At 67.1% G+C, this 17717-nt stretch carries 19 protein-coding genes; 11 read left to right on the top strand and 8 right to left on the bottom strand.

Annotated features, from left to right (window positions below; genetic code table 11):
- Window positions 1–32: 32 nt before the first annotated feature.
- The 5 genes from J5T34_RS21385 to J5T34_RS21405 form a co-directional block, all read right to left on the bottom strand.
- Window positions 33–1139, bottom strand: coding sequence for a porin (locus J5T34_RS21385; RefSeq protein ID WP_432207696.1), 1107 nt, complete (start codon window positions 1137–1139; stop codon window positions 33–35).
- A gap of 40 nt (window positions 1140–1179) precedes the next feature.
- Window positions 1180–1704 (bottom strand): gamma carbonic anhydrase family protein, encoded by a 525-nt coding sequence (locus J5T34_RS21390; protein ID WP_208582910.1) that lies wholly within the window; start codon window positions 1702–1704, stop codon window positions 1180–1182.
- A 47-nt stretch (window positions 1705–1751) separates the two neighbouring features.
- The gene (locus J5T34_RS21395; protein WP_244259173.1) at window positions 1752–2696 is read right to left on the bottom strand and encodes a tripartite tricarboxylate transporter substrate binding protein; all 945 of its coding nucleotides are present in this window, start codon (window positions 2694–2696) and stop codon (window positions 1752–1754) included.
- 184 nt (window positions 2697–2880) lie between these two features.
- The gene (locus J5T34_RS21400; protein ID WP_208582912.1) at window positions 2881–4032 is read right to left on the bottom strand and encodes a CaiB/BaiF CoA transferase family protein; all 1152 of its coding nucleotides are present in this window, start codon (window positions 4030–4032) and stop codon (window positions 2881–2883) included.
- Between the two features lie 23 nt (window positions 4033–4055).
- Entirely contained in the window at window positions 4056–5069 is a 1014-nt protein-coding gene (locus tag J5T34_RS21405) for a hydroxymethylglutaryl-CoA lyase (protein WP_208582913.1), read from the bottom strand.
- 232 nt (window positions 5070–5301) lie between these two features.
- Between J5T34_RS21405 and J5T34_RS21410 the strand changes: the two genes are divergently transcribed.
- Together J5T34_RS21410 and J5T34_RS21415 are read left to right on the top strand one after the other, a co-directional pair.
- Complete coding sequence (locus J5T34_RS21410) at window positions 5302–5643, top strand: helix-turn-helix domain-containing protein (protein WP_208582914.1); 342 nt, start codon at window positions 5302–5304, stop codon at window positions 5641–5643.
- Window positions 5644–5708: 65 nt separating this feature from the next.
- Window positions 5709–6446, top strand: coding sequence for an IclR family transcriptional regulator (locus J5T34_RS21415; protein ID WP_244259129.1), 738 nt, complete (start codon window positions 5709–5711; stop codon window positions 6444–6446).
- Here the strand turns inward: J5T34_RS21415 and J5T34_RS21420 are convergent.
- Entirely contained in the window at window positions 6443–7357 is a 915-nt protein-coding gene (locus tag J5T34_RS21420) for an HpcH/HpaI aldolase/citrate lyase family protein (protein WP_208582915.1), read from the bottom strand. The two genes, J5T34_RS21415 and J5T34_RS21420, sit on opposite strands and share 4 nt — an antisense overlap.
- 216 nt (window positions 7358–7573) lie before the next feature.
- Between J5T34_RS21420 and J5T34_RS21425 the strand changes: the two genes are divergently transcribed.
- From J5T34_RS21425 to J5T34_RS21460, 8 genes are all read left to right on the top strand, one after another.
- The gene (locus J5T34_RS21425) at window positions 7574–8926 is read left to right on the top strand and encodes an MmgE/PrpD family protein (RefSeq protein WP_208582916.1); all 1353 of its coding nucleotides are present in this window, start codon (window positions 7574–7576) and stop codon (window positions 8924–8926) included.
- A 20-nt stretch (window positions 8927–8946) separates the two neighbouring features.
- A complete protein-coding gene (locus tag J5T34_RS21430) occupies window positions 8947–9438 on the top strand; it encodes a MaoC family dehydratase (protein ID WP_208583191.1) in 492 nt (163 codons plus the stop codon).
- Window positions 9435–10673 (top strand): acyl-CoA dehydrogenase family protein, encoded by a 1239-nt coding sequence (locus J5T34_RS21435; protein ID WP_208582917.1) that lies wholly within the window; start codon window positions 9435–9437, stop codon window positions 10671–10673. The genes J5T34_RS21430 and J5T34_RS21435 overlap by 4 nt, the downstream gene beginning before the upstream one ends.
- Window positions 10670–11161 (top strand): MaoC family dehydratase, encoded by a 492-nt coding sequence (locus J5T34_RS21440; RefSeq protein ID WP_174106558.1) that lies wholly within the window; start codon window positions 10670–10672, stop codon window positions 11159–11161. Before J5T34_RS21435 ends, J5T34_RS21440 begins: the two co-directional genes overlap by 4 nt.
- A complete protein-coding gene (locus J5T34_RS21445; protein ID WP_208582918.1) occupies window positions 11158–12393 on the top strand; it encodes a CaiB/BaiF CoA transferase family protein in 1236 nt (411 codons plus the stop codon). The genes J5T34_RS21440 and J5T34_RS21445 overlap by 4 nt, the downstream gene beginning before the upstream one ends.
- A 60-nt stretch (window positions 12394–12453) precedes the next feature.
- Window positions 12454–13377, top strand: a complete 924-nt coding sequence (locus tag J5T34_RS21450; protein ID WP_208582919.1) for an HpcH/HpaI aldolase/citrate lyase family protein — start codon at window positions 12454–12456, stop codon at window positions 13375–13377.
- A gap of 69 nt (window positions 13378–13446) precedes the next feature.
- Window positions 13447–14466, top strand: a complete 1020-nt coding sequence (locus J5T34_RS21455; protein ID WP_208582920.1) for a Bug family tripartite tricarboxylate transporter substrate binding protein — start codon at window positions 13447–13449, stop codon at window positions 14464–14466.
- A gap of 166 nt (window positions 14467–14632) precedes the next feature.
- Complete coding sequence (locus tag J5T34_RS21460; RefSeq protein WP_208583192.1) at window positions 14633–15055, top strand: GFA family protein; 423 nt, start codon at window positions 14633–14635, stop codon at window positions 15053–15055.
- Between the two features lie 63 nt (window positions 15056–15118).
- Here the strand turns inward: J5T34_RS21460 and J5T34_RS21465 are convergent, their stop codons facing one another.
- On the bottom strand, window positions 15119–15760 hold the full coding sequence (locus tag J5T34_RS21465) for an HD domain-containing protein (protein ID WP_208582921.1): 642 nt from the start codon (window positions 15758–15760) through the stop codon (window positions 15119–15121).
- 242 nt (window positions 15761–16002) lie between these two features.
- Here J5T34_RS21465 and J5T34_RS21470 point away from each other — a divergent pair, with 242 nt between their 5' ends.
- Window positions 16003–16959, top strand: coding sequence for a GlxA family transcriptional regulator (locus J5T34_RS21470; protein ID WP_208583193.1), 957 nt, complete (start codon window positions 16003–16005; stop codon window positions 16957–16959).
- A gap of 20 nt (window positions 16960–16979) precedes the next feature.
- On the opposite strand, the gene J5T34_RS21475 is transcribed toward J5T34_RS21470, so the two are convergent.
- Complete coding sequence (locus J5T34_RS21475) at window positions 16980–17717, bottom strand: SDR family oxidoreductase (protein WP_208582922.1); 738 nt, start codon at window positions 17715–17717, stop codon at window positions 16980–16982.

A 17717-nucleotide genomic window follows, 5' to 3' on the forward strand; every position in this document is an offset into this window, starting at 1 on the left:
TCTGGACGGCACGCCGTCCCGCCCCACTCTGCTCAGAACACGTGCCGGACTCCGAGCACCACACCGGTCTGATCCACACCGGCGCCGCCGCTGGGGCCGGCATTGGCCGCGCTGAGCGCCGATGCGCCGCGGTTGTCCATGAAGGACGCATTCGCGTAGAGCTCCGTCCGCTTCGACAGGTTGTACACGGCGGACACGGCGTAGCTGATCGCATCGTCGAGCGAATCGCGACGATCGGTCCGGTAGATGCCGCCGCGCAGCGCCAACGCCGGCGTCAACTGGTACCCCGCGCCAACCCAGTACAGATGCGCGCGCAGCGACGGCGTCGCGATGGTCCCCTGCAGAAAGCGATAGCCCGCCATCACGGAGAACGGCCCCGACGACCACAGCATGCCGGCGGCATAGCGGCGTTCGATACTGCCTTGCGTGGCCGCCGCGGCGCCACGGCGCTGATCGTAGGCAAGCACGGCGTTCAGCTTGCCGATCGTATAGCTTGCACCTGCGCCCATTTCCTGGCCGATCCGGAACGAGCCAGGTATCTCCGCTCCATTGGCAATCGTCGCATCGTAGCCGCTGCTGTAAAGGCCCGTCACGGTCAGGTCGCCAAACTTGCCGGTGTATTTGATCGCGTTGTCTGCGCGGCCGGCGAAGTGCGGGTCCTGCGGCAACACGCCATAGCTCGCGTAGCGGGTCGGATCGAACGGCACGAACAGGTCGTACAGCGTGTTGTTCTGCCGGCCCAGCGTGATCGCGCCCCAGCGGCCCTGCAGGCCGACATAGGCCTGGCGGCCGAACAGCCGTCCGCCCTGCCCCGACGTTCCGCTATCGCTGTTGTAGCCGCTTTCGAGCACGAATACCGCGCTCAGTCCGCCGCCGAGATCTTCCTTGCCGCGCAGCCCCCAGCGCGAGCCGGCGAGATTGCCGCTGGACATGCGCAGCACGCCGCCGTCCGGGCCCGCGTGGCTGATGTATTCGATGCCGGTATCGAGCAGGCCATAGAGCACGACGTTGGCAACTTGCTGGGCATGGGCGACGTGGCAGGCCAGCATGGCGGGAATGAGGGCCGTCGCCAGCATGGCTGCGGACTTGCGATGGCAAACGGCGGCAACGCTCCGCCCTGCCTTGACAGGCATGTTCATGTCTCCTCCTTGTTTTGATTGTTCGGGCGGGAGCGCCCGTTCAGGCCAGCTTCTTCAGTTGGTTCTTGTAGTCCGCGCCGCGCCTGACGTAGTCGGCGGCATTGGCGCGCAGATTGCGCACCTCCTCGTCGCTCAGTTCGCGCACCGCCTTCGCCGGGGAGCCGAGGATCAGCGACCGCGGCGGGAAGGACTTGCCTTCGGTGACCAGCGCCCCGGCCGCGACCAGCGATTCGCTGCCGATCGTCGCGTTGTTCAGGATCACCGCCTGGATGCCGATCAGTGCGCCATCGCCGACGGTACAACCGTGCAGCATCGCCTGATGCCCGATGGTGACGTCGGTGCCGATCCGCAGCGGGCAGCCCGGATCGGTATGCAGCACCGCGCCCTCCTGCACGTTGGCGCGATCGCCGATTGCGATGGGTTCGTTGTCGGCGCGGATCACCGCGCCGGGCCATACGGTGACCTGCTCACCGAGGTGCGCGTTGCCGATCACGGTGGCCTGATCCGCAACGAAGGCGGTGTCGGAAATGGACGGCGTCAGTTCGCCGAGCTGGTAAAGAGCCATGTTCAGTGATGCGTGCGTTGGTGGAGAGAAGAAACGCCGGCGTGCGGCTATTCGATCGACACGTTGGCCTTCTTGACCAGCGTGGCATAGCGCGCGGCTTCGCTGGCGAAGAACTTCGCGGCCTCCGCCGGCGTGGTCGGCTTCGTGGCCGTCGCCTGCTTCCTCAGCGCCTCGACGACTTCGGGGCTGGTGAAGGCCCTGGCGAAGGCGTCGTGCAGGCGTTGCACTTCGGCGGGCGGCATGTTGGCCGGGCCGATCAGCGCGAACCAGCCCTCGACGTCGTAAGCGGGCAGACCCTGTTCGGCGATGGTCGGGATATCGGGTGCGGCGGGGGAACGCGTGGTGCCGCACAGGCCGATGGCCCGCAGCGTGCCGGCCTTCAGATGCGGCAGCACCGCATTGAGCGCGACCACGCCCATCTGTACCTGTCCCGACAGCAGATCGGTGACCATCGGCCCGGTGCCCTTGTACGGAATATGGCGCGCCTTGACACCGGCCTCCTCCAGGAACATCTGGCCCGCCAGATGAATCACCGTGCCATTGCCGGAGGACGCGTAGTTGTATTCGTCGGGCTTGGCCTTCAGCATCCCGACCAGTTCCTTGACGTTGCGCGCGGGCACCTTGGGGTTGACCACCAGCACCAGCGAGGTCGCGCCCAGCACGCTGATCGGCGTGATGTCCTTGATCGCATCGAACGGCATCGACTTGAACACGCTGGGATTGATGACATGGTTGTTCGACACGAGACCCAGCGTGGTGCCGTCCGGGGCCGCCTTGACGACGGCTGCCGCGCCGGTAATACCGCCGGCGCCCGGCATGTTCTCGATCACGACAGGCTGGCCCAGAGCCCTGCCCAGCGCTGGCGCGGCGGCGCGCGCGATCGAATCGACCCCGGAGCCGGCGCTGATCGGCAGGATCAATCGGATCGGCTTGCCGGACGACGATTGCGCCTGCGCGGCCCGATCGGGATACAGCGCCGGCACGCCCAGCATGCCGAGCGTGATGGCCGCCGCGGCCAGTTTGACGGCGTTGCGGCGCAGGAGGAGCGAAGGCGCGTTGGAGCGCGAGCGGGGGGAATGCATGATGTTGTCTCCAGATGGATATGGGTCGGCCGCTGTGCCGCGGCCTGATCGGCATTGCCGGACGCGCTTCGCATGTCCGGCCGCCTCGGTGATGTCAACGCGCGGCCTTGCCCAGCCGCGCCAGGATTTCGTCGTTGTGTTCGCCGGGCTTCGGCAAGGGACTGCGCACCCCCGGCCGGCGGCCGCCCATCAGCAGCGGCAGCAGCACGGCCGGCGCCGTCGAGCCGTCCTCGGCCTGCATCGGCACCAGTCCCCCGCTCTGCTTCAGGTGCACGTCGTCGAGCAGCTGGTCCGGGCGTACGATCGGCGCGTACGGAATGCCTGCCGCCTCGAGTTTCGGCGCCAGTTCGGCGACGCGGCGATGGCACAGGATGCCGCCGAGTTGCTCCAGCAGTTGCGGGCGCACCGCGACGCGCGAGGCATTGCTGGCGTACTCGGGCACGTCGAGCAGATCGGGCCGCTCCAGCACCTTGCACAGCGTGACGAACTGCTTGTCGCTGACCGCGCCGATGAACAGCTGCTCGTCGTCGGCGAGCGTGAAGACGTCATAGACGCTCCAGGCCGATACGCGCGAGGGCATCGGCGGCGGCGCCTCGCCCGTCATCGCGTACTGCTGCATATGCTGCGAGGCCAGGAACACGCAGTTTTCGAACAGCGCGCTCTGGATCTCCTGGCCGCGTCCGGTGAAATCGCGCTCGTGCAGCGCGGCCAGCACGCCGATCGCGCCGAACATGCCGCCCATGATGTCGTTGACCGAGGTACCGGCGCGCAGGGGCCGCCCCTTCGGTCCCGTCATGTACGACAGTCCGCCCATCATCTGCACCACCTCGTCGAGCGCCAGCCGATTCTCGTACGGCCCCGGCAGGAAGCCCTTGTGCGAGACATAGATCAGCCGCGGACAGGACTTCGACAGCGTGTCGTAGTCGAGCCCGAGCTTGCGCATCAGGCCGGGCCGGAAGTTCTCCAGCAGCACGTCGCACTGCCCTGCGAGTTCCGCCGCGGTGGCGCGGCCCTCGTCTGTGGTGATGTCCAGCACCACGCTCTTCTTGTTGCGGTTGAAGGCGCGGAAAAAGCCGATGCCGAGACCCGGCAGATTGCGCGTCTTGTCGCCACCGGGCGGTTCGACCTTGATGACCTCGGCGCCGAGATCGGCCAGGATCATGCCGCAGGTCGGGCCCATGACCATATGGGTGAACTCGACCACGCGGATGCCGGCAAGCGGCAGGGATTCGTCGGTTTGCATCATGATATGACCCAATCGAGGGGCGATCAGGCTTGGAGAGTCGAGGAAGCGGCCGTGCCACAGCGGCCCGGCACGGCGATATCGGCATCGTCGGGAGCGCCGACGCCCGGAAATGTCTTTGGCAAGCCGGCACGCCACAGCGTGCCGTGCAGCGTTTCGCCGACCAGCCAGCCCGCCACACGTTCGCGCAGGCGCAGCAGCGCGCCGATATCGAGGCCGGTGTCGATCCCCATGCTGCCCAGCATGTACGCCAGGTCTTCGGACGCGACATTGCCGCTCGCGCCGGGCGCATGCGGGCAGCCGCCGATGCCGCCGAGGCAGGCATCGAAACGGTTCACGCCTGCCTGCATCGCGGCGTAGACGTTTGCCAGACCGAGTCCGCGGGTGTCGTGGAAATGGCCGCACCACAGCCGGTCGCCGGCGATCGCGACGGCGCGCTCGAACAGCGCGGCGACCTGAGCGGGATCGGCATAGCCCACCGTATCGGCGAGGCTGACACGGTCCGCGCCGGCATCGAGCAGCGCCTGCATCAGGCGCAATACTTCGTCGGCATCGACCTGACCCTGGATCGTGCAGCCGAACGCCGTGCCGACGCCGCCTTCGATCAATGTGCGCGCGCCCGCCGCGTCGCGGGCCGCGCGCATGCGGGCCACTTCCGCCACCACTTCGTCGGGGGTCTTGCGCAAGTTCGCCAGGCTGTGCGCGTGGCTGGCCGACAGCGGCACCAGCATCAAGTCCGCCCCGTTGGCGAGGGCCAGTTCCGCACCGCGCAGGTTCGGCACCAGCACCGAGCAGAACAGGCCCGGCAGCGTCCTGGCGAAGGCCAGCAGCTCGGCCGTATCGGCCAGTTGCGGCAGCAGCCGCGCCGGCACGAATGAGCCGATCTCGATTTCACGCTGGCCGGCTTCGTACGCGGCGCGAATCCACTCGCGCTTGTGCTCGGTCTGCACGATGGTCTGCACACTCTGCAGCCCATCGCGCAGACCGACCTCGCGGATCACGGCATGGTTGGGCAGGGAAGAAATTTGGCTGGCTTTCATGGCTCTTGCGGGGATCCGGGCCGGGAGATCGGCGATCTCGTGCGGCCGGGTGGCAGCAATTTAAGCCATTCCCGAAACGCGCTACAGCGATGATTCGAGCGCGATATCGTTCCAGTTCGGAATTTCCAACCGGCGCCCCACTCCTGTCCAGCAGCCTCTTCATTTCCAGGTGGGAATGATGGAATGGAAAAGATAGTTTTCATTCTGTCCGCGACTCGATACTATTGCTTCCATGCCACGCAGAGCTCGCACGATCGCCACCCTTCCCGGCCCAGTGTCCCGATCCCTGGAGGTCCTCGGCCACAACCTGCGCATCGCGCGTAAGCGACGGAAGGAAACCATGGCAGCCTTCGCCGAGCGGATGCAGGTTTCGGTACCGACACTGCGGAAGATGGAGAACGGGGACCCGACCGTATCGATCGCCGTGTATGGGACAGCACTATGGCTAGTGGGACGAGTCAATTGGCTTCCCCAAATTGCAGATCCAGCGGTCGACGACATCGCGTTGGAGCTCGAGTTATCACGAATTCCAGGCGTTGGCGCTTCGTCCAAAGCGCGCTGGAATAGCCGGTAACTCCGAATGAATAGCGGGGCGATGCCTCGAAGACAAGGCCCGACGCCACCTAGGGAGGACTCTCAATGGATGCAGGCATGGTCAAGTCGGCGAACCGGGTGTTCGACCTGCTCGAGTTGTTCGAGCGGGAGCGGCGGCCGTTGCGGGTCAGCGAAATCGTCGAGAAGCTGGGCATCCCGCAATCGAGCGTGTCGATGCTGGTGCGCACGCTGGTGGCGCGCGGCTATATGGAATTCGACGCGCAGGCGCGCACGTTCTGCCCCTCTGTCCGCGTGTCCTTCCTCTGCGACTGGACCACGCGCAAGCACGGGGCCAGTGCCACCGTGCATGACGCCATGCGGCGGCTGTCCGAAGAGACGGGCGAAACCGTGCTGCTTGGCCGCCAGAGCGGCATCATGCTGCAGTACCTGTCGGTCATCGAATCCCCGCATGCGCTGCGGCTCACCGCGGTATCCGGCGGCATGCGCCCGATGCATCTGACCGCGATCGGCATCATGTTGATGAGCCGCATGAGCGACGACGAGGTCGGCCGCCTGCTGCGCCGCTATAACGCCGAGCGCAAGGCCGGATGGCCGCCGGCACGGCTGACCGACACCCTGCGTGCGGTACGGCAGGCGCGCGAGCAGGGCTACTACGAGTCCGCCAATCTCGCCACGCCGGGCGCCGGCGTGTTGGCGACATTGCTGGCGACGCCAATTCGCGGGCAATGGCTGGGCATCGGCACCGGCGGACCGGTGGCCCGGCTGCATGAGCGCCGCAAGCAATTGCTGCCCGCGGTGCTCGCAGTCGCCCGCAACTGCTAGGCGGCTGCCGCGCCGCCACGTCGCTGCTCCGCAGTAGCGATGGCCCGGCGACGGCCGATGACCCGCAGCGCCTGCTCCAGGTGCAGGCGCTCGACCATCCGGCCGTCGAGATTGATCACGCCCGCATTGGCATGCTCGTCGGCCGCGAATGCGGCAGCGATCCGCTCGGCCTCGGCGACCTGCTCGGTGGACGGCGCGAATGCCGCGTTGGCGGCATCGATCTGGGAAGGATGGATCAGCGTCTTGCCGTCGAAAGCCATCCGCACCGACTGCGTCAGTTCAACGGCAAAACCTGCCTGATCGCCGAAGTCGTTCCAGACGCCATCGAGGATATCGACGCCGTGCCGTTTCGCGGTCAGCATCGCCTGCATCAGCCACGGCAGCAGGTACCGACGCTCTTCTCCGGGGAAAACGCCCGTCTCCTTGGCCAGGTCGTTGGTGCCGATCACCAGGCAGTCGAGTCGGGGCACCGCGGCGCGGCCTGCGACGACGATCGCATCGAGCGCGTGAATCGCCTGAGCCGTCTCCACCATCGCCCATAGCCGCGCCGGCTTTCGCCATGTCAGCGCGGCACAGGCCCGCGCAAATCGCAGCACATCGCCGTCGCCGCTGACCTTGGGCAACAGCACCGCATCGACGCCGGCGCGGGCGGCGAGCATCAGATCCTGCTCGAACTCGGCGGTGCCGAGCGCATTGACCCGCAGCACGACCTCATGATGCGGAAATGGCTGCGTGGACAGCGCCTCGCCAAGTCGTGCACGTGCGGCATCCTTCATCGCAGGCGACACCGCGTCCTCGAGGTCGAAGACGATCACGTCGCACGGCAGGTTTCTGGCCTTGTCTATCGCGCGGGCATTGGCGGCGGGAACGTAGAGCACCGAGCGGCGCAGGCGGAGGTTGTCGTCGGTCATGGTTTTCATAGTCAAGGGTTGGCTTGCCGAACGCGCGGCATGTCACCGCGCGACATCGAGTCTGACGGCCCGATTGGCGTACCGTCATCACGTATGTGATGGATCGCGGCCGAATCCATCCATCACATATGTGATGCCGGCCGACGGCGCACTGATCGATACTGCCTCCACCCCAATAACCGTCGCCCGACAAACCGGGCGCATGAACAGGTGGAAATGGAACGATCCGATCAGGCGGCACCCGGCTTTACCGGCGCGATGGCGCAGTGGCTCAGTACGGTCGACGATGCGACGATCGGGCCCGCGGCCTTCGTCTGGGCCCGTCATACCCTGCTGGATTGGCTGGCGGTGGCGATCGCCGCCAACGACGAAGCGCTGGTCAGGATGCTTGCTGCCGAATATGGCGGCGGTGCGGCGGCGCCCTGCTCCGTGCTGGGCGGCACCCGCGCAGAAGTTGCCGACGCCGCGCTGATCAATGGCGCCGCCGGCCACGCGCTCGATTTCGACGATGTCGCTTCCGCGATGCGCGGTCACCCGACCGTGCCCGTCGCGCCCGCCGCGCTGGCGGTTGCCGAACGGCATCGCGCCAGCGGGGCCGACCTGTTGCGCGCGCTGGTGATCGGCCATGAGGTCGAGGCCCGCATCGGCGAGCGGTTGGGCGACGCACAATACCGCTTCGGCCTGCATCCCACCGGCACCACGGGCGCCATCGGTGCCGCCGCGGCCTGTGCGCGATTGATGGGGCTCGACGCCGACCGTACCGCGCACGCGCTTGGTCTGGCGGCGACGCAGGCCGCCGGTCTGAAATGCATGTTCGGCACGATGGCAAAGCCGCTGCACGCCGGCAAGGCGGCGATGAATGGCGTGATGGCGGCGCGCCTGGCGGCGCGCGGCTTCACCGCCAACACCGCGGCACTGGAATCCCCGCAGGGATTTGCCGCCACGCAGGCTCCCGATGGCGAGCCCTTGCCTGCCGACTTCGAACGGCGCGACACCATGGCGATCGAAAGGACGCTGTTCAAGTACCACGCGTCCTGCTACCTGACCCACTCCACGCTCGAGGCCGTGGCGCAGGCTCGCCGCAAGCATGGGATCGGCCTGGACGATATGGAAACGATGGCCATCCTCGTGTCCGGCCCGCATCGCGGCGTCTGCGATATCGCCCGGCCCCGCACCGGGCTCGAGATCAAGTTCGCGATCCAGCATCTTGCAGCGATGGCGCTGGACGGCGTGTCCACCGCCTCGCTGGGCAACTACACCGACGAGCAGGCCAGCGATCCGCGACTGGTTCGGGCGCGGGAACGCATCACGCTGCGCACCGATCAGGGCGGCGACCGCAACGCCGCGGTCGTCGAGATTCGCACTCGCGACGACCGGACCTTGCGCGAGAGCGCCAACGTCGCCGTGCCGGCGAGCGATCTGGAGCGCCAGTGGCAGCAACTGCTTGCCAAGGCGGAGGCCATCGTCACGCCGGTGCTGGACAGCGAGCGCTTCGGCCGCCTGGTCGACGCGGTGCAATCGCTGGACCGTCTCCCCTCCGTTGACCCCCTGTTCGAGGCAATCCGATGACGTCGCAAGACTCCGCTTCCATGGACCCGACCGTGGCACGGCTGAAGACAGAAGCCACGCTGCGCGCGCGCGGCAACCGCTACGAAGACTTCGAGCCCGGCCGTGCCTTCACCCATCACTGGGGACGCACCGTCAGCGAGGCCGACAACACGCTGTTTTCGGTGCTGACGCTGCACTACAACCCGCAATACACCAATGTCGCCGTGGCCGAAGCCGCGGGCCATCCGCGTATCCCGGTCAATCCGCTGCTGGTGTTCAACACCGTGTTTGGGCTGTCCGTCGAAGACCTGTCGGAAGGCGGCGGCCCGTTCCTCGGGGTCGACGCGCTGAGCTACCTGCAGCCGGTGTACCCCGGCGACACGCTGTACGCCAGCTCCGAAGTGGTCGCGCGCCGGCTGGCCAGCAATCGGCCCGGCTACGGCATCGTCACCTGGCACACGCGCGGCACCAACCAGCGCGGCGAAGCGGTGATCGAGTTCAAACGTTCGAATCTTGTGAGGACCAGGGCATGACCATCTCGGCAGACGGCAAGGGCTACATGACGGAAGAGCGCGAAATGATCCGCGAGGCGGCGCGCGAGTTCACCATGAAGGAAGTACTACCGGTCGCCAACGCCCTCGACGGTCCCGACGCCGAGATCCCGATGGATCTGCGCGACAAGATGGCGGAGATGGGCTATTTCGGCATCACGATCCCCGAGCAATATGGCGGCCTCGGCCTTGGCATCTTCGAGTACTGCCTGATCTGCGAACAGCTGTCGCGCGGGTGGATGTCGGTCGCTTCCATCGTCGCGCGCGCGCAGGGCGGCTGGATCATGAAGGCGATGCCGGAGGACATGCGCCAGGCGTACCTGCCGCGCGTGGTGCGCGGCGAGTTCCTGAACGCCAGCGCGCTGTCGGAGCCCGACACCGGCTCGGATCTGGCCTCGATCTCGTGCCGCGCCGAGCGCGACGGCGACCAGTGGGTGCTGACCGGCAACAAGTACTGGTGCACCTTCGCCGATGGCGCCGACTACCTGATCCTGTTCGCACGGACCTCGCCGCCGCCGAGCCCCGACAAGCGCTGGGAAGGCATTTCCTGCTTCATGATCGAGAAGGAACGCGGCAGCTTTCCGCCGGGCATGACCGGCTCGCCGATTCCCAAGATCGGCTACTTCGGCTGGAAGACCTTCGAGCTGGCCCTCGACGGCGTGCGCGTGCCCGCCCGCAATCTGATGGGCGGCGAAGGCAAGGCCTTCCTGCTGATGGCCAAGGGACTGGAAGGCGCGCGCGCGCATACCGCGGCACGCGCCATTGGTCTCGCCCAGGGCGCGCTCGAGGACGCGATCGCCTATTCGCTGGAGCGCCGCCAGTTCGGCATGCCGATCGCCGAATACCAGGCGATCCGCTTCAAGATCGCCACGATGGCGACCGAGATCGAAGCGGCACGCCAGCTGCTGTACTACGTCTGCAACGAGATCGACAGCGGCCGCCGGTGCGACAAGGAGGCGTCGATGGTCAAGTACTTCGCCTCGGAAATGGCCGAGCGTGTCACGTCGACCGCGCTGCAGATCTTCGGCGGCGCCGGCTACACCAAGCTGTTCCCGGTCGAGCGTTACTGGCGCGATGCGCGGCTGACCAAGATCTTCGAGGGCACCTCGGAGATCCAGCAGCGCATCATCGCCAACAGCCTGCTGGGGCGTTCGGAAGTCGAAGCGATGATCGCCAGCCGGGCCTTCGAGCAACGATCCGGGAGGACGACGGCATGAAGACGCACGCGCTGACCAGCCACGACGGCTATTTCGAGGACTTCGCCCCCGGCATGCTGATCCGCCATGCGCGCGGCAAGACGGTGACCGAGATGGATAACGTGCTGCTGACCAACATGGTGATGAACACGGCCGAGGGGCATTTCAACGAGGACGCAATGCGCCGCGCCGCCAACGGCATCTTCTCGCAGCGCGTCGTGTTCGGCGGCATCAATCTGTCGATGGTGCTGGGCCTGGCCGCGCAGGACACCGCAGAGCAATGCCTGCGCGAAGTGGGCCTGGACAAGATCCGGCTGTCCCATCCGGTCTTCCATGGCGACACGCTGTACGCCTATTCGGAAGTGCTGGCCGTCGAGGAAGCGGCCGACCGCGCCGATGCGGGGCTCGTCCGTTTCCGCCATTACGGCATCAATCAGCACGACAAGCTGTGCGTGCAGGCCGAACGCACGGTGCTGCTCAAGCGCAAGAGCCACTGGGGCGCGCGATGAGTGGGGACGACCGCCCTGCCGGTGCCCTCGATGGCCTGGTGGTGCTCGATCTGACGCAGATGCTGGCCGGGCCGTACGCCTCGATGATGCTGGCCGACCAGGGCGCGCGCGTGATCAAGATCGAGCCGCCAGGCGGCGACCTGACGCGCCGCAACGGCCCGCATCTGGATGGAGCGCTGCGGCTCGAGCAGCGGGGGTACGGTGCCTACTTCGGCTCGATCAACCGCGGCAAGGAATCGGTGGAGCTGGACCTGAAGCATCCGGCCGGGCGGCAGGCGCTGCTGCGGCTGGTGCGGCAGGCGGACGTGCTGGTCGAAAACTATCGGGTCGGCGTGATGGACCGCCTCGGGTTGGGCTACGAGACCCTGGCCGCCGAGAATCCGCGGCTCGTCTATGCCACGCTGCGCGGCTTCGGCGATCCGCGCAGCGGTGCAAGCCCCTACGCCGAGTGGCCGGCCTATGACCCGGTGGCGCAGGCCATGGGCGGCATCATGGGCATCACCGGGCCGCAGCGCGGCGGTGCGCCGACCAAGATCGGGCCCGGTATCGGCGACATCGTCCCCGCGATGTTTCTTGCCTATGGCATCGCCGCGGCCTGCTGGCGGGCGCAGCGAACCGGTCAGGGCCAGTTCGTCGACGTCGCGATGGTCGATGCGGTGCTCGCCGTCTGCGAGCGGCTGGTGTTCCAGTACAGCGTCACCGGCAAGGCGCCCGGGCCCGAGGGCAACGGCCATCCGCTGCTGTGCCCGTTCGGGCTGTTTCCGGCCGCCGACGGCCACGTCAGTCTGGGCGTTCCGAACGACCGCTTCTGGGCGCTGCTGGTGGCGCGCATGCAGCGCCCCGAGCTGCAGCACGACCCCCGCTTTGCCACCAACGACGCCCGCGTCGCGCATCGCGAAGCGGTGGACGAGCTGGTCTCGGCCTGGACCCGGCAATTCACCAAGCAGCAGCTCGCGCACGAGCTTGGCGGCGAGATTCCGTTCGGTCCGGTGTTCGATGCCGGCGACATCTTCGCCGACCCGCATTTTCGCGTGCGGAACATGCTGGTCGAGGTGGAACAACCCGGTGCGGCACGGCCATTGACCGTCGCCGGAACGCCGGTGCGGATGAGCGCGACACCGGGGACGGTACGCCGGCGGGCACCGCTGGTCGGCGAGCACACCGCCCACACGCTGGCCGACTTCGGCTTCACGGCGACGGAAATTGCCGCGCTGGCGGCCGGCCGGCAGTAGCCGCCGTCGCCCCATCACAAGAGCGACAGCTACTCTCAACACCAAGGAGCAAACACCGTGATGCAAAGGGATGCACAACAACGGCCAAAACGGCTGCGCCGCTGCCAGCTGTCCGTACCGGGCTCGAGCGAGAAGATGATGAGCAAGGCGGCCGCGATGGACGTCGATTTCGTCTTCCTCGATCTCGAAGACGCGGTCGCCCCCTCGGAAAAGCGCCCCGCGCGGGCGAAGATCGTCGATGCGCTGAACCAGCTCGACTGGGGCAGGACGACCCGCTGCGTGCGCGTTAACGACCTGACCACCGAGTACGCCTACGAGGACATCATCGAAGTAGTCGAGGGCGCCGGCGCCAACCTCGACGTCATCATGCTGCCCAAGGCGATGAGCGCGGCCGACGTGCAGTTCGTCGACAAGCTGCTGACGATGATGGAGATCAAGCTGAAGCTGCCGCATCGGATCGGCATCGACGTGCTGATCGAAGAGGTCGAGGCGATGATGAACGTGGAGGCGATCGCGGCCTCCACGCCCCGCCTCGAATGCCTGATCTTCGGCATGGGCGATTACTCGGCCAGCCAGGGCGTATCGGTACGCGACATCGGAGGCAGCGGCGGGTATCCCGGCGACATCTGGCACTACCAGCGGCACCGGCTGACGATCGCCGCGCGCGCCAACCGGCTCGACGCGGTCGATGGCCCCTTCGCCGATTTCCGCGACCCGGACATCTATCTGCAGGAAGCCCGGCGCGCCATGATCCTCGGCATGGTCGGCAAGTGGGCGATCCACCCGTCGCAGGTCGAGCTGGCGCAGCAGGTGTTTTCCCCCTCCCCTGAGGACGTGGCCCGCGCCCGCGACATGATGCGGGCCTACGATGCCGCGCTCGCGCAAGGCCTGGGCGCGGTCCAGTACGACGGCAAGATGATCGACATCGCATCGATCCGCATCGTCCGCAATCTGGTCGAGCGCGCCGCATTGATCGGCATGTAGCGCCCGCTACGGCGCGAACGGCGGCCGGGACACGCGGCCGTGCAGTGATAACAACGATACGGAGACGATATGAAGGCTGACAACCCACCCCAATGGCCGATCGACGGCCAGCGCCGTCGCCTGCTGCGCGCCGGCGCGGCGCTGGCCGTGCTGCCGTGGCCGTTCGCATCCGCTCGCGCCGCCAACTGGCCGAGCCGCCCGATCCGCATCATTGCCGCGCAGGCACCCGGCTCGTCCAACGACAGCACGGCGCGCGCGTTCGCCGAGTATTTCACCAGCGTGCTGAAGGTGCCCGTGGTGGTGGAGAACAAGCCCGGCGGCGTCGGCATGATCGCGGCCGAGACCGTGGCGCGCAGCGAGCCGGACGGCTACACGCTGCTGTTCACGCTGCACAGCCAGCTCGCCCAGGCGCCGGTGCTGTTGCGCAAGCCGCCGATCGATCCGTCCCGCGATCTGCTGCCGATCGCCGCGGTCAGTACCGGCGTCGGCGTGATGGTGGCCAACAAGAACCTGCCGGCCAACAACTTCAAGGAGGTGCTGGCACTGGCGCGCAAGCGTCCCGTTTCGGTCGGCAACTACGGGGTGGGCTCGGGCTGGCAGCTGATGGTCGCGCAGCTGAAGAAGGAGACCGGCGCGCAGCTCGACATCATCAACTACAAGGGCACCGGCGCCATGATGGGCGACCTGCTGGCGGGGCATATCGATGTCGGCGCCGGCTCGCTGCTCGGCATGACGGGCGGCCTGCAATCCGGTGGGCTGAAGCCGATCCTGATCATCTCCGGCCCGCGCAGCGATCGCCTGCCGGGCATCCCGACCTGGGCCGATGAGGGCTTCACCAGCCCGGTGTTCCGCAACCTGACCGAGTGCAACATGCTGCTGGGCCCGGCCGCCCTGCCGCCGGAGATCGCCGCGCGCCTGGCCGAACTGGTGTCGAAGTCGATCACCGAATCGGAGCAGGTCAAGGCGGTCAGGCAGCAACTTGGCAGCCAGGACACGCCGCTGACCGGCGACGCCCTGCGTCAGTTCATCGGCCGCGTCTGGCCGACCTACCAGGCGGCGACCAAGGCGATCGGACTGACACTGCAATGAACGTCCGCCTGCGGGCCACCGTCGTTGACGCCGCCGTCGCCCCGGCATAGACGGCAAGGCCGGGGCAATTCCGATTCATCATAGAATTTCGTCTCCTCATACCTACGACGAGATCGCGATGAACGATTGGAACTTGCCCTGGGCCGGCGGATGTCGATGCGGACGGTTGCGCTTCGAAATCACCGCCCCACCCCTGCTGACGATGGCGTGCCACTGCACCGGCTGCCAGAAAATGAGCGCCAGCGCCTTCTCGCTGTCGATGGCGATTCCCGAGGCCGGCTTTCGCGTGACCGAGGGAGAGCCAGTCGTCGGTGGCATGCATGGGGAGCAAATTCATCACCGGCATTGCGATTGGTGCAAGACCTGGGTGTTCACCGAACTCGAACCGAGCATGGGCTTTGTCAACGTTCGCCCCTCCATGCTGGACGATGTCGCATGGTTCCGCCCCTATGTCGAGACGTATACGAGCGAAGCGCTGCCTTGGGCAACGACCGGGGCGGCGCACAGCTTCGAGAAATTCCCGCTGATGGAGGAGTATGGCCCGCTCGTCGCGGAATTCGCGGCAAAGGGCGCACGCCCCGGCCGCTAGAGCGCGAAGTTGGAGCCAGGCGTCTGCGAGGCATCGGCACGCCTGGCCCAAGGCCCTGCCGACTCAGGTCGGCCAGGCCGATCCCAGGATGATGCTGCAGAAGTTCAGGCGCCGGTAGTTCGGGTCCTTCAGCGCCAGCACGTCGGCCTTGACGTTGCCGAAGGTCGTCAGCGGCTTGCGGCGCGTGCCCTGGGCGAAATGGTCGATGATGCTTTCCTTGAAGTTGTGCTCGCGCGGGTGATGCCGGCAGACGTGATCGCGCTGCTCGCCGGTGAAATCGTGATAGCACAGCCCCAGCACATCCATTTCGACGCCCGCCGTGACCAGCGCGACCGTCGGCCGCATATGCTCGGGGATGCCGGGCGTCGTGTGCAGCGCGATGGCGGCCCAGACGTCATCGATATCCCGCTCGGCAATACCGTAGCCCTTCAGGAAATCGCGCGCCGCGTTGGCGCCGTCCACTTCGAAGCGCAGATCGTCGCTGGCATAGCGCTGCGTCAGCCCCATGTCATGGAACATCGCGCCGATATAGAGCAGTTCGGGATCGTAGGCCAGCGCCTTGCGCTCGCCGGTCAGCGCGCCCCAGAAAAACACGCGGCGGCTATGGTGGTACAGCAGATCGTCCTCGGTGTCGCGGACCAGCTGGGTCGCGGCGCGGGCCATCGCGCTGTCTGGCACGCGAATGCCGGCAATGATTTCAGCCATCGTTATCGCTCCTGAATGGTGGGCACGGCGAGGGCAGCGGCACGATGCCCTGCGCCTTCACCATCGCCACAGTGGGAAGGGAAACTGCCAGCCGGGCCGCCGTCTTCCCCGTCGGGTTCGACGGGCCCGTCCTGCGATTCGATTCTGGTGTGCGCGGCGTTTGACTACAATGACGTCAACCCGTCAGATCAGGACATCATGACCGCGCTTCAGGACACCCGCAGGAAACCGACGAGATGAGCGTGACCACCGTCGCCATCCTGATGCTCGAAGGCGTGCAGGCGCTCGATGTCACGGGGCCCGCCGACGTCTTCGCCGAGGCCAATGCCTTCATCGAACGCAAGAACCGCTATGAAACGGTGCTGGTCGGCAAGACGCGCAAGCCGCTGCGCGCGTCGAACGGCATGCAGTTGATGCCGGATCTGTCGCTCGGCGACGAAGCGCCGCGCTTCGATATCGTGCTGGTGGCGGGCGGGCCGGGGCTGCCCACTGCGCCCGCGGATGCCGCGGTGTCGAAGTGGCTCCGTACCGCGGCGTCGCGCGCGCGGCTGCATGGTTCGGTCTGTACCGGCGCCTTCGTGCTGGGCCATGCCGGCCTGCTGGACGGCCGTACGGTGACGACCCATTGGCAGAACGCCGCTCACCTGGCCGAGCGCTTTCGCGCCGCCACGGTCGAATACGACCGTATCTATCTGCGCGACGGCAAGCTGGTCACATCGGCAGGCGTCACGGCAGGAATCGATCTGGCGCTGGCCCTTGTCCGCGAGGACCATGGCGCCAAGGTGGCACTGGCGGTGGCCAAGCGGCTTGTCGTGGTGGCGCAGCGCCAGGGCGGGCAGTCGCAGTTCAGCCCGTATCTGGCCGCGGCGCCGAGCCAGGCCGATTCGCCGGTGGCGCGCGTGCAGGCCTACGTGATGGCCAATATCGGCGCCAGGCTGACGCTCGACGCGCTGGCAGCCGAGGTCGGCATGAGCGGACGCAATCTGGTGCGCTTGTTCGTCGCCGATACCGGCATGACGCCGCATGCGTTCATCGAGCGGGCGCGCATCGATATCGCGCGGAATCTGCTGGAAGGCAGTGCGCTGCCGTTGAAGTCGATCGCCTACAAATGCGGCTTCGTGACGGTGGACCGCATGCGGGTCCTGTTCCAGCAGCGGCTGGGCATCTCGCCGGCGCAGTATCGCGCGAGCTTTCGCTAACGCCGGCGGGACCGCCTGCCTCAGATGACGCCGCCGTTCGCGCGCAGCGTCTGGCCATTGATCCATGCGCCATCCGGGCCGGCGAGGAAGGCCACCGCGCTGGCGATATCCTCGGGTTGTCCCAGCCGCTCCAGCGGTGCGAGCCTGGCCAGACGGTCGATGACCTCCTGCGGCTTGCCGTCGAGAAACAGCGCGGTGGCCGTGGGACCGGGCGCCACCGTGTTGACGGTGATGTTGCGGCCGCGCAATTCCTTGGTCAGCACGTGGGTCATCGCTTCGACGCCGGCCTTGGTCGCCGCATACACCGCGTAGGACGGTTGATACAGGCCCACCACGCTCGACGACAGATTGATGATCCGCCCGCCCTGCCGCAGCCGGCGCGCCGCCTCGCGCAGCGTGTTGAAGGTGCCCTTCAGATTGATCGCGATCTGGCTGTCGAACAGCGCGTCGTCGCTGTCGGCCAGCGGTGCGAGCCGCATGATGCCGGCGTTGTTGACCAGCACGTCGACGCCACCGAAGGCGGTCTCGGCCGCATCGAACAGGCGCCGGACGGCCGCGCCGTCGCTGACATCCGCCTGCGCCGTGATGGCGCGCCCGCCGGCCTGCTCGATCCGGCCGGCCAATGCCTCGGCATCGCGCGCGCTGCCGGCATAGTTGATGACGACGGTGAAGCCGTCGCGGGCCAGGCGCTGCGCAATGGCGGCGCCGATGCCGCGCGAGGCGCCGGTCACGATGGCGACTTGGTGTTGGGTGCTCAT

The organism is Cupriavidus gilardii, from assembly GCF_017598945.1.
GTDB classification, from domain to species: Bacteria; Pseudomonadota; Gammaproteobacteria; order Burkholderiales; family Burkholderiaceae; genus Cupriavidus; species Cupriavidus gilardii_E.

Coding starts and splice junctions, on each gene's coding strand:
- J5T34_RS21385 (WP_432207696.1), bottom strand. CDS start 1,139: ATGAACATGCCTGTCAAGGCAGGGCGGAGCGTTGCCGCCGTTTGCCAT.
- J5T34_RS21390 (WP_208582910.1), bottom strand. CDS start 1,704: ATGGCTCTTTACCAGCTCGGCGAACTGACGCCGTCCATTTCCGACACC.
- J5T34_RS21395 (WP_244259173.1), bottom strand. CDS start 2,696: ATGCTGGGCGTGCCGGCGCTGTATCCCGATCGGGCCGCGCAGGCGCAA.
- J5T34_RS21400 (WP_208582912.1), bottom strand. CDS start 4,032: ATGATGCAAACCGACGAATCCCTGCCGCTTGCCGGCATCCGCGTGGTC.
- J5T34_RS21405 (WP_208582913.1), bottom strand. CDS start 5,069: ATGAAAGCCAGCCAAATTTCTTCCCTGCCCAACCATGCCGTGATCCGC.
- J5T34_RS21410 (WP_208582914.1), top strand. CDS start 5,302: ATGCCACGCAGAGCTCGCACGATCGCCACCCTTCCCGGCCCAGTGTCC.
- J5T34_RS21415 (WP_244259129.1), top strand. CDS start 5,709: ATGGATGCAGGCATGGTCAAGTCGGCGAACCGGGTGTTCGACCTGCTC.
- J5T34_RS21420 (WP_208582915.1), bottom strand. CDS start 7,357: ATGACCGACGACAACCTCCGCCTGCGCCGCTCGGTGCTCTACGTTCCC.
- J5T34_RS21425 (WP_208582916.1), top strand. CDS start 7,574: ATGGAACGATCCGATCAGGCGGCACCCGGCTTTACCGGCGCGATGGCG.
- J5T34_RS21430 (WP_208583191.1), top strand. CDS start 8,947: ATGGACCCGACCGTGGCACGGCTGAAGACAGAAGCCACGCTGCGCGCG.
- J5T34_RS21435 (WP_208582917.1), top strand. CDS start 9,435: ATGACCATCTCGGCAGACGGCAAGGGCTACATGACGGAAGAGCGCGAA.
- J5T34_RS21440 (WP_174106558.1), top strand. CDS start 10,670: ATGAAGACGCACGCGCTGACCAGCCACGACGGCTATTTCGAGGACTTC.
- J5T34_RS21445 (WP_208582918.1), top strand. CDS start 11,158: ATGAGTGGGGACGACCGCCCTGCCGGTGCCCTCGATGGCCTGGTGGTG.
- J5T34_RS21450 (WP_208582919.1), top strand. CDS start 12,454: ATGCAAAGGGATGCACAACAACGGCCAAAACGGCTGCGCCGCTGCCAG.
- J5T34_RS21455 (WP_208582920.1), top strand. CDS start 13,447: ATGAAGGCTGACAACCCACCCCAATGGCCGATCGACGGCCAGCGCCGT.
- J5T34_RS21465 (WP_208582921.1), bottom strand. CDS start 15,760: ATGGCTGAAATCATTGCCGGCATTCGCGTGCCAGACAGCGCGATGGCC.
- J5T34_RS21475 (WP_208582922.1), bottom strand. CDS start 17,717: ATGAGCACCCAACACCAAGTCGCCATCGTGACCGGCGCCTCGCGCGGC.